The 16,828-nt window shown below is 67.5% G+C and carries 21 protein-coding genes and 2 pseudogenes; 13 read left to right on the top strand and 10 right to left on the bottom strand.

The window, feature by feature from the left end; translation table 11 throughout:
- Nucleotides 1-286 precede the first annotated feature (286 nt).
- The 3 genes from ACNPQM_RS24035 to ACNPQM_RS24025 all read left to right on the top strand — a co-directional run bounded on the left by ACNPQM_RS24035 (nt 287) and on the right by ACNPQM_RS24025 (nt 2,388).
- On the top strand, nt 287-1,066 hold the full coding sequence (locus ACNPQM_RS24035) for a hypothetical protein (protein ID WP_418085665.1): 780 nt from the start codon (nt 287-289) through the stop codon (nt 1,064-1,066).
- 367 nt (nt 1,067-1,433) lie between these two features.
- A complete protein-coding gene (locus tag ACNPQM_RS24030) occupies nt 1,434-1,709 on the top strand; it encodes a hypothetical protein (RefSeq protein ID WP_418085664.1) in 276 nt (91 codons plus the stop codon).
- Between the two features lie 25 nt (nt 1,710-1,734).
- Nucleotides 1,735-2,388: an RNA polymerase sigma factor gene (locus ACNPQM_RS24025; RefSeq protein ID WP_418085663.1), complete on the top strand. Its 654-nt coding sequence runs from the start codon at nt 1,735-1,737 to the stop codon at nt 2,386-2,388.
- A 24-nt stretch (nt 2,389-2,412) separates the two neighbouring features.
- Here the strand turns inward: ACNPQM_RS24025 and ACNPQM_RS24020 are convergent, their stop codons facing one another.
- Nucleotides 2,413-2,601, bottom strand: coding sequence for a helix-turn-helix domain-containing protein (locus tag ACNPQM_RS24020; RefSeq protein ID WP_418085698.1), 189 nt, complete (start codon nt 2,599-2,601; stop codon nt 2,413-2,415).
- On the opposite strand from ACNPQM_RS24020, the pseudogene ACNPQM_RS24015 reads away from it, so the two are divergent.
- A pseudogene (locus ACNPQM_RS24015) lies at nt 2,557-2,796 on the top strand (transposase); the annotation flags it as partial. The gene ACNPQM_RS24020 and the pseudogene ACNPQM_RS24015 sit on opposite strands and share 45 nt — an antisense overlap.
- Before the next feature lie 46 nt (nt 2,797-2,842).
- Here ACNPQM_RS24015 and ACNPQM_RS24010 read toward each other — a convergent pair.
- The 3 genes from ACNPQM_RS24010 to ACNPQM_RS24000 form a co-directional block, all read right to left on the bottom strand.
- Nucleotides 2,843-5,956: a glycoside hydrolase family 18 protein gene (locus ACNPQM_RS24010; RefSeq protein ID WP_418085662.1), complete on the bottom strand. Its 3,114-nt coding sequence runs from the start codon at nt 5,954-5,956 to the stop codon at nt 2,843-2,845.
- A 169-nt stretch (nt 5,957-6,125) separates the two neighbouring features.
- Nucleotides 6,126-6,590, bottom strand: a complete 465-nt coding sequence (locus tag ACNPQM_RS24005; RefSeq protein ID WP_418085661.1) for a hypothetical protein — start codon at nt 6,588-6,590, stop codon at nt 6,126-6,128.
- Between the two features lie 248 nt (nt 6,591-6,838).
- Nucleotides 6,839-7,051 carry a hypothetical protein gene (locus ACNPQM_RS24000; protein ID WP_418085660.1) on the bottom strand — a complete coding sequence of 71 codons (213 nt, stop codon included), beginning with the start codon at nt 7,049-7,051 and terminating at the stop codon, nt 6,839-6,841.
- Nucleotides 7,052-7,361: 310 nt separating this feature from the next.
- On the opposite strand from ACNPQM_RS24000, the gene ACNPQM_RS23995 reads away from it, so the two are divergent.
- From ACNPQM_RS23995 to ACNPQM_RS23975, 5 genes are all read left to right on the top strand, one after another.
- Nucleotides 7,362-7,607 carry a hypothetical protein gene (locus ACNPQM_RS23995; RefSeq protein WP_418085659.1) on the top strand — a complete coding sequence of 82 codons (246 nt, stop codon included), beginning with the start codon at nt 7,362-7,364 and terminating at the stop codon, nt 7,605-7,607.
- A complete protein-coding gene (locus ACNPQM_RS23990) occupies nt 7,520-8,266 on the top strand; it encodes a tyrosine-type recombinase/integrase (RefSeq protein ID WP_418085697.1) in 747 nt (248 codons plus the stop codon). Before ACNPQM_RS23995 ends, ACNPQM_RS23990 begins: the two co-directional genes overlap by 88 nt.
- The gene (locus ACNPQM_RS23985) at nt 8,253-8,714 is read left to right on the top strand and encodes a hypothetical protein (protein ID WP_418085658.1); all 462 of its coding nucleotides are present in this window, start codon (nt 8,253-8,255) and stop codon (nt 8,712-8,714) included. Before ACNPQM_RS23990 ends, ACNPQM_RS23985 begins: the two co-directional genes overlap by 14 nt.
- Nucleotides 8,715-8,761: 47 nt before the next feature.
- Nucleotides 8,762-9,256: a hypothetical protein gene (locus tag ACNPQM_RS23980; RefSeq protein WP_418085657.1), complete on the top strand. Its 495-nt coding sequence runs from the start codon at nt 8,762-8,764 to the stop codon at nt 9,254-9,256.
- A gap of 149 nt (nt 9,257-9,405) precedes the next feature.
- Nucleotides 9,406-9,573, top strand: a complete 168-nt coding sequence (locus ACNPQM_RS23975) for a hypothetical protein (protein ID WP_418085656.1) — start codon at nt 9,406-9,408, stop codon at nt 9,571-9,573.
- A gap of 66 nt (nt 9,574-9,639) precedes the next feature.
- Here ACNPQM_RS23975 and ACNPQM_RS23970 read toward each other — a convergent pair whose 3' ends face one another.
- The 5 genes from ACNPQM_RS23970 to ACNPQM_RS23950 all read right to left on the bottom strand — a co-directional run bounded on the left by ACNPQM_RS23970 (nt 9,640) and on the right by ACNPQM_RS23950 (nt 13,197).
- Complete coding sequence (locus tag ACNPQM_RS23970) at nt 9,640-10,536, bottom strand: aminoglycoside phosphotransferase family protein (protein WP_418085655.1); 897 nt, start codon at nt 10,534-10,536, stop codon at nt 9,640-9,642.
- Between the two features lie 103 nt (nt 10,537-10,639).
- A complete protein-coding gene (locus ACNPQM_RS23965; RefSeq protein ID WP_418085654.1) occupies nt 10,640-10,948 on the bottom strand; it encodes a hypothetical protein in 309 nt (102 codons plus the stop codon).
- Between the two features lie 129 nt (nt 10,949-11,077).
- Nucleotides 11,078-11,371, bottom strand: coding sequence for a DUF1330 domain-containing protein (locus ACNPQM_RS23960; protein WP_143604950.1), 294 nt, complete (start codon nt 11,369-11,371; stop codon nt 11,078-11,080).
- Between the two features lie 33 nt (nt 11,372-11,404).
- A complete protein-coding gene (locus ACNPQM_RS23955) occupies nt 11,405-12,838 on the bottom strand; it encodes an MFS transporter (RefSeq protein ID WP_418085653.1) in 1,434 nt (477 codons plus the stop codon).
- Nucleotides 12,835-13,197 (bottom strand): MarR family winged helix-turn-helix transcriptional regulator, encoded by a 363-nt coding sequence (locus ACNPQM_RS23950; protein ID WP_418085696.1) that lies wholly within the window; start codon nt 13,195-13,197, stop codon nt 12,835-12,837. Before ACNPQM_RS23950 ends, ACNPQM_RS23955 begins: the two co-directional genes overlap by 4 nt.
- 169 nt (nt 13,198-13,366) lie before the next feature.
- On the opposite strand from ACNPQM_RS23950, the pseudogene ACNPQM_RS23945 reads away from it, so the two are divergent.
- A pseudogene (locus ACNPQM_RS23945) lies at nt 13,367-13,618 on the top strand (transposase); the annotation flags it as partial.
- Nucleotides 13,619-13,848: 230 nt separating this feature from the next.
- On the opposite strand, the gene ACNPQM_RS23940 reads toward ACNPQM_RS23945, so the two are convergent.
- Nucleotides 13,849-14,571 (bottom strand): dienelactone hydrolase family protein, encoded by a 723-nt coding sequence (locus ACNPQM_RS23940; RefSeq protein ID WP_418085652.1) that lies wholly within the window; start codon nt 14,569-14,571, stop codon nt 13,849-13,851.
- A gap of 517 nt (nt 14,572-15,088) precedes the next feature.
- On the opposite strand from ACNPQM_RS23940, the gene ACNPQM_RS23935 reads away from it, so the two are divergent.
- From ACNPQM_RS23935 to ACNPQM_RS23925, 3 genes are all read left to right on the top strand, one after another.
- On the top strand, nt 15,089-15,298 hold the full coding sequence (locus ACNPQM_RS23935; RefSeq protein ID WP_418085651.1) for a hypothetical protein: 210 nt from the start codon (nt 15,089-15,091) through the stop codon (nt 15,296-15,298).
- A 520-nt stretch (nt 15,299-15,818) separates the two neighbouring features.
- Nucleotides 15,819-16,130: a hypothetical protein gene (locus ACNPQM_RS23930; RefSeq protein WP_418085650.1), complete on the top strand. Its 312-nt coding sequence runs from the start codon at nt 15,819-15,821 to the stop codon at nt 16,128-16,130.
- Nucleotides 16,102-16,725, top strand: a complete 624-nt coding sequence (locus ACNPQM_RS23925; RefSeq protein WP_418085649.1) for a GIY-YIG nuclease family protein — start codon at nt 16,102-16,104, stop codon at nt 16,723-16,725. Before ACNPQM_RS23930 ends, ACNPQM_RS23925 begins: the two co-directional genes overlap by 29 nt.
- The last annotated feature ends 103 nt before the right edge of the window (nt 16,726-16,828 follow it).

Below are 16,828 nucleotides of genomic sequence, written 5' to 3'. Positions count from 1 at the left end.
TGGAGGCCGGCCTCGAAGTGCCGTCGGGCCGTGCAGCAGCAAAACCTATCGCGGGCTTGATCACGATCCGGCTGTAGCCGTCGGGAGGGCGCTGACGCGGTTCTCGTACCGGCGGCAGGCGGCCAGCCGGTACCTTCCGGATCGGGGGGTGGTGATCAAATCGTTCCCGCACCGCGTACAACCGTGTACAGCCCTCTCCTGTCCCACAGTCAGCCGCGAGGATGAACCTCCGGCCGGTGCGCCTACGCGTTCGGTCCAGGCTGCAGGGGAAAGGGCGAGCTCGAAGATGGGGAAGACGATGTGGAAAGCGGTGGTGGCCGGTGGAGCGGCGGTCGTGTTCACAGGGGTGGCGGCGATGCCGGCTGGGGCGGCGGAGGGTGGGGTCTCCTTCTCCCGGGTCTCGGTGAACGGCGGGAAGCCGATCGTGATCGGGGTCAAGGAGGAGGTCGAGGTGCATGCGGTCTTCCGGATGACGACCAAGCTCAGATACAACTTCGGGCCTACGGTGTTCCCCTACCGGGGGAAGCTCGACACTGGGGAGACGCTGCACAGCTCCGTCATCACCAGCGCCTGTGAGGTCGTGGACCGGGCGAACGGAATCTGCGACTTCGAGGAATGGCTGTACATCGACCCGCGGAACCTTGACTTCGGGAACGAGGACGCCGGCACCTGGGGAACTGCTGCTCGGGTCTTTCTCGCCGGTGACGCCCACGACACTGACGACGAGGACCTCCCGTTGCAGGTCAAGCGGGCCACACGCGTCACTGTCAACGCCTCGCCGGAGCCGGTCGCGAGAGGGAAGACGATCACCGTGACCGGGCGGGTCACACGGGCGAACTGGGACACCCACACCTACCAGGGGTACGCGGGCCGAACGGTCAGCCTGCAGTTCAAGGCGGCGGGCGCATCCTCGTACATAACGGTCAAGAAAGCGACGTCGAGTACAACTGGGGCGCTCAAGACCACGGTGAAGGCCACTGGGCCGGGGACATGGCGGTGGACGTACTACGGGAACTCCACCTCCGGGGCGAAGTCGTCGGCCGGGGATTACGTTGCCGTGCGGTAGGCGACGTGCGCGGACCGCCTTCCCTTCCAGAAGCGTCGTCATCCGGACCAGCCGGACCGAGGTACCTCGTCGACATGTGGCCGACCTCGCAGAAGTCGGAACTCCATGTGCTCAAGCGAGTCCGATCCCCTGGGCTGGCTGACCTAACACCGCTCTGAGATCTGCTCCCTGCGAGCGATGTGCGCGGCGCGGAACCCTGAGCGCGCTACTTGGCCAGCCTGCCCAAGTAGCGCGCTCAGCCCAGGCACAGAACGTGACCAGCGCCACACCGGATAATCTCATGCGGCGTTCACCCTTTCCCGTCCCGCGCTGCCTGTAGTGGGCAGAGTCGGGGCGCTGGGTCCCGGCGGTCACGAATGGAGTGCTGGTGGGTCCGGAGGTGCTGAATGTGGCGGGCAGTTCAGTCGCGATCGTCCTGCTTGGGTTGGTCTTGCGGCCCCGGAAGAACGGCGCGGGGCTGTGGGACGTGCTCCACGAACTGGCCCGCGGACGGACCGCCAACGGAATGGAGCGCGAGCGGCGCGCCACCCTCTCGGTGTTGTTGCGCAGGCTGCCGGACCGCCGGGTTCAGGTGGAAGATGTCGCCCACGGACGGCGGACGGTCATCGGGGAACGCACTGGTACTCCCAATCGGACGCGTTGACCCGGGCGGCAGGAGGGGGCAGCCCATGGCCCGTGCAGGTGCATTTACGGCCCGCGCAGATGAATTCGACCGGTTCTTCCTGCGCTGGGAACCGCAGGTCAAACGCTATCTGCTGTGGCTTGAGGGGGACCATGCGGTCATCGACGATGCGGCCCAGGAGACGATGCTGGCCGCACACACTTACTGGGACTACGTCAACCACCTGCAGAAGCCGCAGGCGTGGCTGTTCAAGGTGGCCGGCCAGCGACTGCAGCGCGTCCAGGCCTCCCGACAACGGCATGGTCTGAGTACCGACCCCGGCGAACTGCCGCACAGGGGGGGCCGGGACAGGCGACGGCGGGTCGCCGAGCCGGACGAGGACTTCGCCGTCCTCGTGCTGGACGTCGTCGGTGCCGAGCCTGGCGACCCGTGTGAGCGGCTGTGCGTAGAGGAGGACGAGCGCGGCGGCCACGCGGTCCTGAAGTGGGACGTCGTTGTGGTTCACGAGCTGTCGCAGCAGCGCGAGCCGCTGGTGCTGGGCGATCGGAGCGGGGTTGCTCGTCGAACGGTGCGGAACGACGGCGGTCATGTGCTTGGACCGCATGGCCCAGCGGAGGAAGGCGTGGGTGAGCCGTCGGGCGGTGTAGCCGCCCGCGTACCAGGGGTTCCGGCAGTTCTCGCCGAAAAAACAACGAAGTAGCTCCTGAGCTGCGACGCTGCTGGGCTACGCGGGCGTCTGGGTCTGGCTGGGGACTTTGCTGAGGTGGCGGTAGATGGTGGGGCGGGTGACGCCGAAGTCGTCGGCGATCTGCTGGACGGTCAGCTCGCCGGAGTCGTGCATCTCCCGGGCGAGCTGGACCTGCCGGGGGCCGAACGCTGCCCACAGGCGGTACGCGTCATGGACCCCTTCCACGTCGTCCAGTGGGCCACCGACGCCCTCGACACCGTACGACGCCAGGTCTGGAACGCCGAGCGCGGCGGCACCGGCCGCGCCACGCCCGGCTCGAAGTCGCTGAAGAAGGCCCACTGGGCACTGTGGAAGAACCCCGAAGACCTCGCCGGCCAACAGGCCCAGCTCACCCTTATCGCCAAGGCCCACCCCGTCCTCCCCGGGGGTCCGGGACGGCGGGCGGGCCCGAGGGATCGCACCCGCGTCAGGTCGGGTCCCCCTCGTAGTCGGGCCGGATGGCGAGCTTCTTCGCGTCCCAGAGTTCGAGGGTGCGCTTCAGGCAGTCGTTCTCGGAGGCCACGTCCATGGCGAGCTGCTGGCCGATCTCGTTGTTCCGCTCGTCCGCCTTGTTGTCCGCGTCCGAACCCGGCCTGCCGGCCTCGTGCGCATTGCCCATTTCGGTCGCGAAGTCCTTGCCCAGCCTCTTGGTGAGCATGCACTGCCAGAAGACGTGACGGACGGAGTTCTGCTTCTCCGGGTCCGTCATGTGCTCCACGACCTTGTACACCTGGATGTGTACGCCGATCCACGGGTAGAGCTTGTCCCAGTTCTCCTGCCTGCGGATGACGTCGACTTCCTCCTTGCTGATGTTCTTTCCGATCAGCGCCACGCACTTCAGGACGCCTTCGAACCCGTCGCGCCGGACTTCGTCGCCGATCTTGCTCACGATGGCGGCGACCGTGCCCATCTTCTCCGCGCTGTCCTTCTTCCTGACGGCGTTGTAGCCCATCCCGACAAGCCCCGCCCCGGCGACGGCGACGGTCAGAGCGGTGGTGATGACCGCCTCGGGAATGAGGACCACGGCGATGGCAACGCCGAGGAATGCTGCGAGGATGTCGCCGCCGATGCTGCGGGGGGCGATCCCGCCGGCCCCTCCGTCCCTCCGGCGGGCGGTCTCCAGCATGGTGTTGTAGACATCCTTGCTTGGAACCGTGTTGCACTCGCAGTGGAACTTGGCGTCGGAGGCCACGCTCATGGTCATCGTCCAGTCGCCCGCCTGCGGATCCTTGACGACCACAAGGCGCACCGAGTCGCCCGACATCTTGACGAGTCGAACGGCCTCGTCGACGTCGTTGTCGTACGCGTTCCCGTCGGGGTCCTTGAGGCTCATGACGACCCCGTCGGGGAAGTCGACCGATTCGTCGTCCTTCGTGACCGCCGCATACAGGAACGGCGCGTTCTCACCGATGGTCATCGTGTTCGTGAGGTTGAACCGCTCCACGTTGTGCCAGCCGTCCGGGACCGCGACGCTGCTGACCTGGCAGTACATGCAGTCGTTGTCGCCCTGCGACTGCGTCGTGGGCGCGGGTACCGGGCTCGGATCGTCGCTGACGTCGAAGATGCCCCAGAGGCCGCCGATGCCCTGGTCGTCGATTTCCGTCGGCTCGTCGAAGTACTGACCCGCGATGACTGCGGGGGTCTTCTTCGCGCACTCCTTCCAGTCGTCGTGGAGGGAGAGGCCCATGAGGCGCGAGCTGTAGCGCGTGTGTCCGTCGGGTGCGCCGTCCTGCTTTTCGACGTGGCTCCAGAACCAGTCCGGGACGTCGTCCTTGTCGCGCACGTCGAACTCTCCCCAGAGTCCGAGTGCCCCCTTGTCCACGATGCGCGTGGGGCGGTTGAAGTACTCCCGCTTGATCACCGCCGGTGCGTTCTGCGCGGCCGCCTTCCAGTCCACGCCGTCCGGGATGTCCCACAGGCGCGCGGAGAACTGCCGCATGCCGTTGTCCTGGGTGCCGTCGTCCTGGAACTGCAGGGCACTCTTCGCCTCCCCCAGGAATCCGGTCGAGTCCCACAGACATTTGCCGGCCACCGGCGTGGGCCCTTCGTGTCCCGGTGCGGGTTCGAGCACCTGGTTTCCCGAGGCGCGGTAGAGCGCCTCGATGACGCCCTTGCCCTCTTCCCAGACGTCGTTGGTCAGTTCCCAGATGATGACGCCCTGGGCGCCGACGTCCTTGAGGAACTTCAGCTTGGCGACGGCGGTTTCCGGCGTCTCGAAATAGATGTTGTGGGCGTACGGGTAGGTCCCCGCAGGCAGCGGTTCGCTGAGCTGGGGGCGCGGAGTCTCGCCGCTCACCTTGATGTTGGCGTCCTTCGCCTCATGGGCGTTCGGGAACGCGTCCAGGATCTCCTTGTACTGGAGCACCTTGTAGCCCGGCGGGACGTCGCCCGTCTTGTCGTCCCCTTCCTTGGCCGCACTGAAGTCGTAGCCGTACACAGGCACTCCGGCGGCGATCTTCTTGCGGTCGATGCCATGCCCGTTGCCCTGCCAGTTCATGAACAGGGGGTTCGTCCAGTACCAGAGGCAGTCCTCGACCGAGAGGATCGGGTTGTCCTCCAGGGCCTTGTCATCCGGGGCGTCGGGCTTCGCACCCGCTCCCGCCGTCGGCCAGCCGCCCTGCTGTTCGTCCAGGTAGGACTCCAGGTAGACGTCCGCCTTGCGGATCTTCTCGGTGTCCTTGCTGCGGATCGCGTGCAGCGCGGTGTGCGGGCCGACCGGCGACCGGTTCCAGGAACCGGTCAGGTCGTAGGTCATCACGCCGAGCCAGTCGACGTGTTCGGCGAGGTCGGGATCGTAGTTGTTGCCGTACCAGGAGGTGCCGAAGACGGCTGCCGAGATGGTCTTCTTCGGCATGGCATCGCGCAGCTTCTTCGCGAACAGCGTCAGGCCCGGGCCCGCGGGATGCGGCCCGTCGCTCTTCATCCGGCCGCCCTGGTCCTGCTGTCCGGGCCGGCCCCACCAGCACTCGAGGTCGAGGTCGACACCGTCCAGGCCGTTCTGCGTGACGAAGTCCACGACCGTGCGGACCGCCTTGTCGAGCTTCGGGGACGCCGGGTCGTTGCCGACCTCCGTCATCAGGTCGAGGAAGGCGTAGTCGTTCGCACCGCCCAGCGCGACCATGACCTTGGTCCCGTACAGGTTCGCGGCCATCAGCACGTCCGACAGGACTGAGCCGACCTCCCGGAGCGAGTCCTCGTCGAAGGCCCCGGAATCCTTCTCGCTGAACGTCAGGAACGCGACGATGCCGTGCGTGAGGAACCGGTACATCTCGCCCTTGGCGTAGTCGAACTCCTCCTTCTTCCGCCAGGAGGGGATGTAGGCGATGACGTTCGCCTTCTCGGTCTCCTGGTGCGGGGTCGTGTCGTAGAGCTCGTCGAAGAAGCGCCAGCCGTTCTTGTTCGGGTCCCCCACCCCCGGCTCGTCGGCCCAGAAGGCGGCGCGGAAAATGTTGCCCTTGTACTTGGTGACGGCGCCCGTCTGGTAGCCGCTGGGATTCTTCACCCACGTCTCGACGTTCGGGTAGTCCGAAGAAAGGCCCACTGAAACTCACTCCCCCTGGCTCTGCGACGGCCGTTGTCGGCCGCCCGCACGATCTGATCAATCGGTCAAGCCTCACCCAACCAAGAGATCCCCCTGACTCGGAAGCGCAGGAATAAGCCCTTCCGGATAGGTGTGCGGGGAGGGATGGTGACGTCGAGGTCCTGCGCGGTCACCTCACCCGGCTGCTCGGTCCCTGCCCGGCGGCGCCGACCCGCGCCGCGGTGAAGGCGGCGCCCATGCTGATCAGGAGGGCCGCCCAGCCAGCGACCTTCGCGGCTCGCGCACGGTCGGGGTCGATGCGCAGCAACCACCCAACGGCGAGACAGGCCACCCACACAGAGGTGGAGACCAGGCCCATGCCGTACGCGAAGACGCCGTGGACCATGTGCGAGAGCAGGCCACCGGCACTCGCGGTGGTCCCGGCGAACGCGATCAGGGTGACGACGACCGCCAGACCCGTGACGCCGCGCAGGATCATCTCGTCCCACTCGCGGGGCGGTACCGGCTCCCAGTCGTCGTAAGCCACCCGGCGGGTGGAAGGGACGCCATCGATGACGGTCGTCTCCGACCGGTAGCGGGTGATCTTGCGATACCGGACACCGGGGATACGCGCCTGCTCGGTGACCTCATCCATCGCTCTTGCCTCTCGTATGTGGCGATACAGGGATGGCGCAGCAAGCCCCGACGAATTACTGAGCAGACGACGCCAGCCCCGGCCCAGCCAACTCGACCCCTACAAGCCTCACCTGGACAAACGCTGGGCAGACGGATCCACCAACGCGATCCACCTGCACGCTGAACTCCAAGAACTCGGCTACCGCGGCAGCTACCAGACGATCAGCGACTACCTGCGACCGAGGCGCCGCCGTCGCATCCGCATCGTCACCCCTGCGCCTCCAGGCGTCCGGCGACCGTCCAGCGGCCGTACCAGGCCTCTTCCTCGGGCAGGCCGTAGATGCCGACGACGGCTCCGACCGAACGGGCGAAAGGCTTGTCGGCGAGCTGGGCGCGGGTGCCGAAGAGCCCGGCGGAGCTCCCGGATCCGCAGCAGCGCAGAACGGAACATCTGCCTTGCCGAGCGGCGGACCTCCTCAAACTCGGCTGGGGCGAAGGCGTGTTCCTCGACCTTCACCCGAGGCACGCGCTTGGCCATAGCCACCCGGACCGGCTGTGCGAGGCGCGGGTCCAGCTGCAGGAAGCCCGCTACCGCGGTGATCTGGACATAGCCCATCTGGGTCTGCGGACGGCTCAGCCGCCAGGCCATCCAGGTCGCGGCCGTCATATCCCCTTCTAGGCCTTCGCCGCGATCGAGGTCCTACGCCTGACCGGCATCCGCAACGAGGAGCTCCTGGAGCTGACCCACCACAGCGTCACCGAATACCGGCTCCCGAGCACCGGCGAAGTCGTGCCCCTGCTGCAGGTCGCCCCGTTCAAGACCGACAGCGAACGGCTCCTGCTGGTCAGCCCGGAACTGGCGGACGTCCTTTCCACCATCATCCGCCGCCTGCGAGGAAGCAGCCGTGCGATCCCGCTGGTGACCTCCTACGACGTCCACGAGCGGGTCTGGAACCCGCCGATGCCACTGCTGTTCCAGCGCGATATCGGCACCGAACACCGCGCTTTCACCCCGACGCGCTCCGCAAGCTTCTGATCAACGCACTGGCCGCCACGGGCCTGACCGATGCCGGCGGAGAACTGCTCGTCTTCTCCCCGCACGACTTCCGCAGGATCTTCGTGACCGACGCCATCATGAACGGTCTGCCACCGCACATCGCCCAAGTGATCTGCGGGCATAAGAGCCTGGACACGACGACGGGTTACAAGGCGATCTACCCGGCCGAGACCATCGAGGCCCACCGCGCCTTCATCGCCCGTCGCCGGGCCAATCGGCCCAGCGAAGAGTATCGGACGCCGACCGAGGAGGAGTGGGACGCTTTCCTCGCGCACTTCGAGAAGCGCAAGGTCTCCATCGGCACCTGCGGTCGCGCCTTTTCAAGCCCTTGTGTTCATGAACACGCTTGCGTTCGTTACTCGCTTCTCCGGCCGGAACCGGCCCAGCGCGGCCGGTTGGAGGAGATCCGCGACAACCTCGTCGCCCGCATCGCCGAGGCCGAGCGCGAGGGCTGGCTCGGCGAGGTCGAAGGGCTCCGGGTCAGCCTGGCTGGCGCCGAAGACAAGCTTGCTCAGATGGACCGACGAGCTTCCGGCGGTACGGCGATCGACCTCGGCATGCCGCGCAGAGCCGCAGCTCAATCCACCCAGGCGGAGGGAACGGCTTCGCTGACACAATCACTGGATGACCAGCAATGACATCCGGTTCGACTGCCAGCATCGTGGCGACGGCGGCCCGCTCGTGATCGTCCCCCGCATCGACGGAGCACCACTCACCGAGCTGATCGACGGGTTCGAGATCGCCGCCGGGATGCAGCCCGCAGGCGACGCCTACGGCGGTCTGATCCCGGAGTTCTTCCGGTTCGGCCCGATGCAGGATCACTTCCTCGGACGGTCCACCAACGCGATGGGGCCGAAGACACCCGTTCTCGGTTGTGAATGCGGAGAGTGGGGATGCTGGCCCCTCATGGCCCGCATCACCGCGACGGCCGACTTCGCGACCTGGGACGCCTTTGAGCAACCGCACCGCAAGGCCCGCGACTATGTGGCATTCGGTCCGTTCCAGTCCGACCGTCACCAATACGATGACGCTTTGCAAGCCCTGAGCGCGGTGATCGGCTCCGACGGCGACAACACGCGCGCATGAGCGCCACCAGGCGCGGCCTGCTGGGCTAAGGGATGGGGAAGCGGTTCATGAAAAGATTCGAGACGGAGAGTCTGGCGCTCATGCCTGGCCAGAAGGTGCAGGCCAGGGTCCTCAGCCATCACCCATGGGGTGTGCTCGTTGAGATCGTTGGTTACGAGAACGCTGGCCTGTCGGCCTCTATCGACATGATCCAGCAGTTCTCCCAGACCACGAGCAGCCACGACGAGCTACTCGCGCTCTTTCCACCCATCGGTTCACAGATCGATGCAGTGATCGAGCATATCCACCGCTGGCATCCGCCGGTATCAGTGCGGCTCACCATCCGACCTGCCGACCTGGAGTCGCTGGTCAGGAGCTGCGACTTCTGTGGTGAACCGATCACGTTGGGCCCAGGTGGAGACGCCCTCGTCCTGGACTCGCGCAGCAGCGACGGTCCAGGAAGCCACACCATTATCTCCCACCGGCACTGCCTGGCCGAGCGCATCCGCCCGGAGAATGGTGGAGAGCGGGCGCGAGCGTTGAAGATCGGGAAGATGTGCTGAAGTCGTGAGACCCGCGCCTACCGGCATGGATGAGCTCGACAGCTCATTCGGCGGGAACCAGGCGATAGTTCAGAGAAGCTTGTGTCAGATGCTCGCTCCTCCGACCTGACCCGGCCCAACGGGCACGGCTTGCCGAGATCCGCGACAACTTGATCGCCCGAATCGCCGAAGCCGAGACGGAAGGCTGGCTCGGCGAGGTCGAGGGTCTCCAAGTCAGCCTGGCTGGCGCCGAGGAGAAGCTCAGCCAGCTTGATCGGGGCCACGGGCAGCATACGGCCGTGGACCTTGGCATCCCCACCATGCGTGGTGATCGGTGAACCCACGGAGGTGGGCTGCCGCATGGCCCTCAACAAAGATCGAGAACAGGTTTAAAGAAGCGTGCCTCAAACGCCCTTCAGAACACGATCAAGCGCCGCCCGGCCTGCAGGTCCCCAGTGCGGCTTGCCGCCGGGAAGGCCCCGATCTCCGTTCTGCCCCATGAGCATCAGGAAGAGGCTCTTCATAGCGGCCAGCCCTCGGGCGCGCCAGATCGCCGCCTCGTCTGCATGCGCGTACATGTCGAAGAACCGCGAGGCCATGCCTGCGGGCAGCAGCACCCATGCGGCGGCGAGGTCCCACGCCGGATCGCCGGCGAACATGGCGCCGAAGTCGACGATGCCCGAGAGCGTTCCGTCTGACACGACGGCGTTCGCGGGATGGAGGTCGCCGTGCACCCACACCGGCGGGCCCTCCCACGCACCGGCCGCAACGGCATCGTCCCAGAGGGCCCGGACGTCGGCAGCGATGTCGTCGGGGACAACGGCCTGGAAGAAGTTCTCGAAACCGTCCGTGCAGCTCCTGGGATGGGCACCGAAGTCCGTAGAGATCGGCGCCTCGGCGGGCGCCTCCACATGGAGCGCCCGGAGGAAGCCCGCCAGCGTGTCGGCCGCGTGGGCGCCGCGGCTGATCGAGCCGTGGTCCAGCGGCTCGCCGGGAACCCACGTCATCACGGTCCAGTGCTTGGGGAAGCGCTCGGACGGTTCACCGAACCGCACCGGGGTCGGCACCGGGAGCGGCAAGCGCGGAGCCAGCACCGGTAGCCACCGCCGCTCCTTGAGCTGGAGCTCGGGGGTGGGGTCCATGCGCTGCATGCGCACGGCGAACTCGTCCCCGAGGCGCCACATTTGGTTGCCCCAGCCGCCCGCCACCTCCCGGATGGCCAGCCCTGCAAGGTCTGGATGTTGCTCCTGCAGCAGGTCGCGGACCAGGTCTGCGGTGATCTCGATCTCGGTGTCGGTCATGCGAAGTCACAGTACTGAGGCGGCAGGCGGAGCGGCTCTCGCTCTCCGGAACACTCGCTGTGATTCCTCTGGCATCACCAGTTCGGTTACAGAGAGCTGCAGATCAGAGGCTCTGGGACGCCCAGCCTCCAATTTCAGAGAAGCTTGTGTCAGATGCTCGCTCCTCCGGCCTGATCCAGCCCAACGGCCACGGCTGGCCGACATCCGCGACAACCTGATCGCCCGCATCGCCGAGGCGGAACAGGAAGGATGGCTGGGTGAAGTAGAGGGCCTCCAGGTGAGCCTCGCTGGCGCTCGGAGCAAGCTGGACCAACTTGATACCGAAGCGGCCCGCCGCTCCTCCGCAGTCGATCTTGGCATGCCGGCCTTCGCCGACATCGCCATCCGCACCACCGGCACGTCGACGGGCCATGACGGCCGCTGTCAGCCCCGTAGCGACCTGTAGAAGGTGCGGAGTTCTTCCGCGTAGCGTTCGGGCCGCTCGATCGGGGCGAAGTGGCCGCCTCCAGAGTCCTTCAGTGAAGATCCGACTGGACCTCGGTCAGTCGATGCCTTCGACGATGCGGAAGTCGCGCTCGACGCCGTCGGAGAGGGCGACCAGCGCCTCCTGGTAGGCCGCACTCTCGTGCGCCGCGACGGCCTGCTCGAAGCTGTCGAACTCGATCAGGACGGTGCGCTCGGCGATTCCGGCGTCATGCGCCACGACCCGACTGCCACGGGCGAGGACCCGACCGCCCCCGGCCTCGACGGCCGGACCGGCCAGCTTGTTGTAAGCAGCCAGCTTCTCAGGGTCTGAAATGGTGCGGTAGGCGCTGACCCAGTAGCCCTTGGGCATGGAACCTCCAGTGTTGGGATGAGTGCATCTGACTTACGGGGTGGTCTCGGACGAGCGTCGGCGGGCGAGAGCGAGGCTTGTCAGCGTCGTGATCGCCATGGCGCCGATGCCGACCAGCGCCGCGGTGGTGTAAGCGCTGTCGTCGGGGAAGAGGTGGCCGGGGCCGGTGCCCGCGGCGAGGATCAGGCCGCCGATGGCGCTGCCCAGGGAGTACCCGACGCTGCGGACGACGTAGTTGAAGCTCATGGCGCTCGACGTCTCGCTCTTGGGGGTGACGGCCAGGATGACGCCGGGCATCGCGGCCGAGAAGCCGCCGACGCCGAAGCCGAGCACGCCCATCGCCGCGAACAGTTCGGCCAGGTCCGACCGGGCCGCCGCGAACAGGGCGAACCCGCCGCCGACCACGACGGCGCTGCCGGCCAGGAGCAGGGGGTCGGCGATCCGCGTCCGGACCCGCGGCGTGAGCTTGCCGGCGACGAACCCCAGCACCGAGAACGGGATGAGGACCAGCCCGGCGACGAAGGTCGTCAGCCCGAAGCCGTAGCCGGCGCCGTGCGGCGTCTGCGCGTACCGGGTGATGAGCGTGAGCAGGAGGTACATGCCGATCCCGCCGACGAACATGGCGAGGTTCGCCCCGGCGACCGCCGGGTGCCGCACCGCCCGCACATCGACCAGGGGCGTCGTGCTGCGCAGCTCGATGACGGCCCAGACGCAGAGCAGCACCACCGCGACGACGGCGAGGCCCGCCGCCACGGCGAGGTGCCGGCTCCACAGATTCCGTTCGCCGGCGAGGAACAGCACCAGGAGCAGCGCAGCGGCCAGGACGACCGCGCCTGCCACGTCCACGTGGGCGGAGCGGCCTTCGGGGGCTTCGGGCATGGAGCGCCACGCGGTCAGGAGAGCGGCGGCGGTGACGACCAGGCCGAGGCCGTAGGCGGCCCGTACCCCGCCGAGCTCGGCGAGCAGTGCGGCCAGCGGGTAGCCGACGCCGGCCCCGATGATCGAGACCACCGAGATCAGGGCGATCACGGCCGCGCTGCGCTCCTCGGGGAGGTGGTCCCGGGCCACGCCCATCATCAGCGCCGTCAGCCCGAGCCCGACGCCCTGGACCGCCCTGCCGGCCAGCAGCCACGCGAACGGCAGCGGCAGCACGGTGAGCGCGCTGCCGGCGACGACGACCGCCAGCGTGGCGAGGATCGTGGCCCGCCGGTGCGGGCCGGCTCCGAGCCGGCCCAGGACCGGCGTGGCGACGGCGCCGCTGAGCAGCGCGACGGTCAGCGTCCACTGCGCGCTGCCGAGCGAGACGTGGAACGAGGTCGCCACGCTGGTGATGAGCGGCGTCCCGAGGCTGGCGACCGCCGCCACGACCAGAGCGATGAACATCAGGGCGGGGACCAGCAGCCGCGCCTCGGAACGCGCCACCGGGAACGCCTTCACCGCGACCCCGCCGACCGGCTGCCCGGTCACTGCTTCGCCCCTTCGCGGTCCTGGCTTTCGAGCTCTGCCAGATGCTTCAGCGCCGGAAGGGCCGCCACCAGCGCCTCGACCTCGTCGCCCGTGAGCTCGCCGATCAACCGCTCGAACGCGTGGACGCCCACCTGGCGCCGCGTCCGGACATAGGAGGCGCCGGCCTCGGTCAGGCACACCAGCGTGACCCGCTTGTCGGACGCGTCGCCCCGCCGCTCGACCAGGCCGGACTCCTCCATCACCCGGACCAGGGTGGTCATCGCGGGCTGGGTGACGCCCTCGACCGCGGCCAGATCGGTGATGCGCCGCGAGCCGGTCCGGTCCAGGGTGGCCAGGGTGGCGGCGGACGTCAGGCTCATGTCCCGGGGCAGGCGTCTCGCGGCCCTGGTGGCCAGGCCGTAGAGGGCTGCCCCGATGGCGGCGGACGCGCCAGGAGCGGTGTCTTGACGACTCATGCTCGAAGCATAGCATTTTTATATTCATAGTTTATGGAAATGATCGACTGGCGCGGGCGGCCTCGACCGCTGGGAGGCGGTGCGCTGCCGCATCGAATTCAAGTACGCCCTCGGCCTGGAGCTGGAAGACCCCGGCTTCCACCACAGCGTCCTGTCCGACTTCCGCGACCGGCTCGCCGAGGGCGACCGCGCCGACCGGCTGCTGGGCCTCGCGCTCACCCGGATCCGGCGGGCCGGCTTGCTCAAGGGCCGCGGCACCCAGCGCACCGACTCCACCCACATCCTGTCCGCCGCACGGGAGCTGACCCGCCTGGAGCTGGTGAGTGCCTGTGTCATTTCCCTTGATCGGTGACCTTCTGTAACTGGTGAGCAAGTTCGTTCGCCAGGGGTCAGGGTTGGGCGGGCTCATGTCTGGTCGGGGTGTCTCTGATACGTATCCAGGAGTCTTTCGGTCATCTCTGGTGACCATGACGCATGCGTCGGACTCTGCTGTCTGTACGGGCCGGAGCTTCCCCGGTCGGTGAGGGCAGGAGTGAGCGCCAGAAGCCGATCTGATCACTCTGTTACGGGCAGGCATTCGGCGAGCAGATCGACGATGTCGCGCCAGGCTCGCTGTGCGTGTCGTGGGTGGTAGCCGACGCCCGGGGGTGTGGTGTGGTTGACCGGCGGGTGGTGGAAGGCGTGCAGGGCCCCGCCGTAGACCACGCAACGCCAGTCGACGCCCGCGTCCCGCATCTCGGCGGTGAACGCTTCCCGTTGCGCGGGCGGCATGATCGGGTCTTCCGATCCGACCCCAGCCCACACGGGGCAGCGAATGCGTGCCGCCTCGCCCGGTCGGCCCGTGGTCAGCGCGTTGACTGTACCGATCGCGCGCAAGTCGACTCCATCGCGCCCGAGTTCCAGCACAACCGCGCCCCCGGTGCCGTAGCCGATTGCGGCGACCCGGTCGAGGTCGGTCCGCGGTTCGGCGCGCAGCACCTCGAGTGCCGCATGGCCAATGCCCCGCAGCCGGTCGGGGTCTGCGAGCAGCGGCAAGCAACGGGCCAGCATCTCCTCGGGGTTGTCCAAATAGCGCCCGCCGTGGAGGTCAAAGGCCAGCGCCACGTATCCCAGCTCTGCCAGGGCATCGGCGCGGCGGCGCTCGACGTCGCTGAGCCCCATCCCCTCAGGCCCGATCAGGACTGCGGGCCGACGCTCATCACCGGCAGGGAGCGCGAGGTGCCCGATCATCGCGAGAGCATCGGCCGGGTATTCGACCGTACGTGTTGTGATCGTCATGAGGCTGGACCGTAGTGACCATCCAGCCAGGTCGGGCCGGTGTTCACCGTCGGCAGAAGGTGGTCCGTCGCAGCTGCACGAGGATGGTGTCGAGTCCCCCAATGACATCCCGATCTCACAGAGCGTTACAGACCGACGGTTCTGGCACAGCTACTGACCGACGCGGTCCGCGCCGTCTTGGAGGCCATGGCCCAGGGCTGAAGTCCCTCAGCCGAAGGCGCGTGCGTCATAGAACGATCTTGTTCCACTGCTGGGCAATCGGCTCTTGGACAACGTCATTTGAGCGACGCCGCGTTAGTTCAGAGAAGTGACGAGGTCAAAGCTGATGGCCCCGTTCCAGATCGTCAACGGCATGCATACCTCCAGAACCCCCTGCGGTCCGGTCGGGCAGCGGTCCAGCCGCGGCCGGGACAGACAACCCGGCCACCACCCGTACACCGATCCTCGTGCCGGACTGGGCCCCGCGCACCTGGGCCAGCCGGATGCGCCCGCCATCGCCCCGGGCCACCCTGGAGGGATGAGCGTCCCGATAGTCGTCCACGGTCTCTCCCCCTCGGGCGGGCGCAGTGTCGCCATCAACGGGCAAACCGTCGGCCTCGCACACAGCGACCAGGACCTCGTCGAATTCCTGAGGCGGGCCGGCCTCAACGACGCCTGGGATCTCCTCGACGACGCGCACTGGATCGAATGGCGCGGCGGACGGGCCCACCGGTACGAAGCGGCGTGACGTGTATCGAAAGTAGATCTTGACCACGCGATGATCTCGGCAAGTGCCGCCGATGTCGCCGACCGGTCAGCCGCCGGGTCCTCCACTGCCAAAAGCCCCACCGTTGTCAACCTTGCGTACGTCCCTTGGCGAAGAGGGCCGGTTGATCTCATATGGGCTGAGACCTTCCCCGAAATCATCTGCAGCCCTCAAAGGCCGCTGGCTTCGGGGGGACCGCTCGGCCCGTAATCCCTGCTGTCGCACCCGAGACCGACGGCGCGCGTCCCACCAGAGGAGGCCAAGCAGAACAGCGACTACGACCACTGCTATACCGAATGGGGAAAATCCAGCGCACAGCCGAAGCGGCCACTGTGATGTCACCGATGGACACCTGGCTCACAAGGTGCCTCATCTGGCCCACGTCCTTCCTGAGGGGATTCCACCGCTCACAAAGCGAGGCAGAGGCTTCCGCTCATTGGAGAGAGCCCGTCATTGGAGAGTCCGCCATGGGGGGCCGGGCGTGATCGAGGAGGTTCAGAGGGTGATCGAGGCCGTGCAAGCGGTGAAGGCGATCGAGGACCCCATGAGGAAGGCGCGCGCCATCAGCGAGCTCCTCAAGGCGCAGACCGACGCCGAGCCCGACCTCCGCAACGAGCGGCGGCGCATCGTGCTGGACCTACGAGCAGAGGTGCCTCCGGTGTCCTTCCGCAAGATCGCCGTGGCGTTGGGCGTGTCGGTGGGGACGGTGCAGGACATCGTCCGCGGTCACTCCGGTCCGTGGGGCAGGCGGAAGAAATCCACGAGTGCGGAGGACGCGTCTACCGATGAACAGGACGGCACAGCAGACGAGTAACGAGGTCAGGCCAGCAGCCGTATACCGGCTGTTCGCGAAGGACGGCACGCTGCTCTATGTCGGATCGGCGTACGACCCGGAAGAGCGGGCGAGGGCTCACCAGCGCAAGGACTGGTGGCCGCTCGTCGCTCGCCGTACGGACGAGTGGCACGACACCCGTGAGGACGCTGACAACGCGGAGAGCCGCGTGATCGTCGAGGAGGACCCTGCTCACAACGTGGCCGGTACGCCCCGGAACACGGGCCCAGCGGAGCGAGGCAAGATCCAGCGAGAGGCGTCGGATGCCCGGTGGCGCGTGGCTATTGCGGCCGTCCGGGCTGGCGCCTCCGTGACGCAGGCGCGCTGCGCGGGCGGGTGGGCAGAGGTCGAGTACCTGGAAGCGTCCGGGGTGTTGCCGAAGATGGCCGCCAAGTACCCGCGGGAAATGGTGGAGGAGGGCGGCACGTACAACTCGCGGAACATGAGCCTGCCCGGCTACTGCAGAGGTCGCCTTACGTGGGAGATGCGTCCCCGCGAGCTCCGCGCGGCGGGGGCTGCTGGCGTGCTTGGAAACGCGTACCCTCCGCCGCAGCGGACGGGACGGAACAACGGCTGATCGCCGGCGGCCGGGCGGCGTAGACGTCCGCCCGGCACCGATCTCACACACTGGACCGGCAGAGAGTACGGCAAGCAGCAGCCCCCTTCGGCTTCGGCCGACA

This window comes from Streptomyces sp. NPDC056231 (assembly GCF_048270745.1).
Lineage (GTDB): Bacteria > Actinomycetota > Actinomycetes > Streptomycetales > Streptomycetaceae > Streptomyces.
This window is presented reverse-complemented; position numbering and strand designations above follow the sequence as displayed.

Bases quoted from the DNA above. Each gene is read 5' to 3' on its own strand.
- ACNPQM_RS24035 (WP_418085665.1), top strand. From the start codon at position 287: ATGGGGAAGACGATGTGGAAAGCGGTGGTGGCCGGTGGAGCGGCGGTC.
- ACNPQM_RS24025 (WP_418085663.1), top strand. From the start codon at position 1,735: ATGGCCCGTGCAGGTGCATTTACGGCCCGCGCAGATGAATTCGACCGG.
- ACNPQM_RS24005 (WP_418085661.1), bottom strand. From the start codon at position 6,590: ATGGATGAGGTCACCGAGCAGGCGCGTATCCCCGGTGTCCGGTATCGC.
- ACNPQM_RS23985 (WP_418085658.1), top strand. From the start codon at position 8,253: ATGACCAGCAATGACATCCGGTTCGACTGCCAGCATCGTGGCGACGGC.
- ACNPQM_RS23980 (WP_418085657.1), top strand. From the start codon at position 8,762: ATGAAAAGATTCGAGACGGAGAGTCTGGCGCTCATGCCTGGCCAGAAG.
- ACNPQM_RS23970 (WP_418085655.1), bottom strand. From the start codon at position 10,536: ATGACCGACACCGAGATCGAGATCACCGCAGACCTGGTCCGCGACCTG.
- ACNPQM_RS23965 (WP_418085654.1), bottom strand. From the start codon at position 10,948: ATGGCCCGTCGACGTGCCGGTGGTGCGGATGGCGATGTCGGCGAAGGC.
- ACNPQM_RS23960 (WP_143604950.1), bottom strand. From the start codon at position 11,371: ATGCCCAAGGGCTACTGGGTCAGCGCCTACCGCACCATTTCAGACCCT.
- ACNPQM_RS23950 (WP_418085696.1), bottom strand. From the start codon at position 13,197: ATGAGCCTGACGTCCGCCGCCACCCTGGCCACCCTGGACCGGACCGGC.
- ACNPQM_RS23940 (WP_418085652.1), bottom strand. From the start codon at position 14,571: ATGACGATCACAACACGTACGGTCGAATACCCGGCCGATGCTCTCGCG.
- ACNPQM_RS23935 (WP_418085651.1), top strand. From the start codon at position 15,089: ATGAGCGTCCCGATAGTCGTCCACGGTCTCTCCCCCTCGGGCGGGCGC.
- ACNPQM_RS23925 (WP_418085649.1), top strand. From the start codon at position 16,102: ATGAACAGGACGGCACAGCAGACGAGTAACGAGGTCAGGCCAGCAGCC.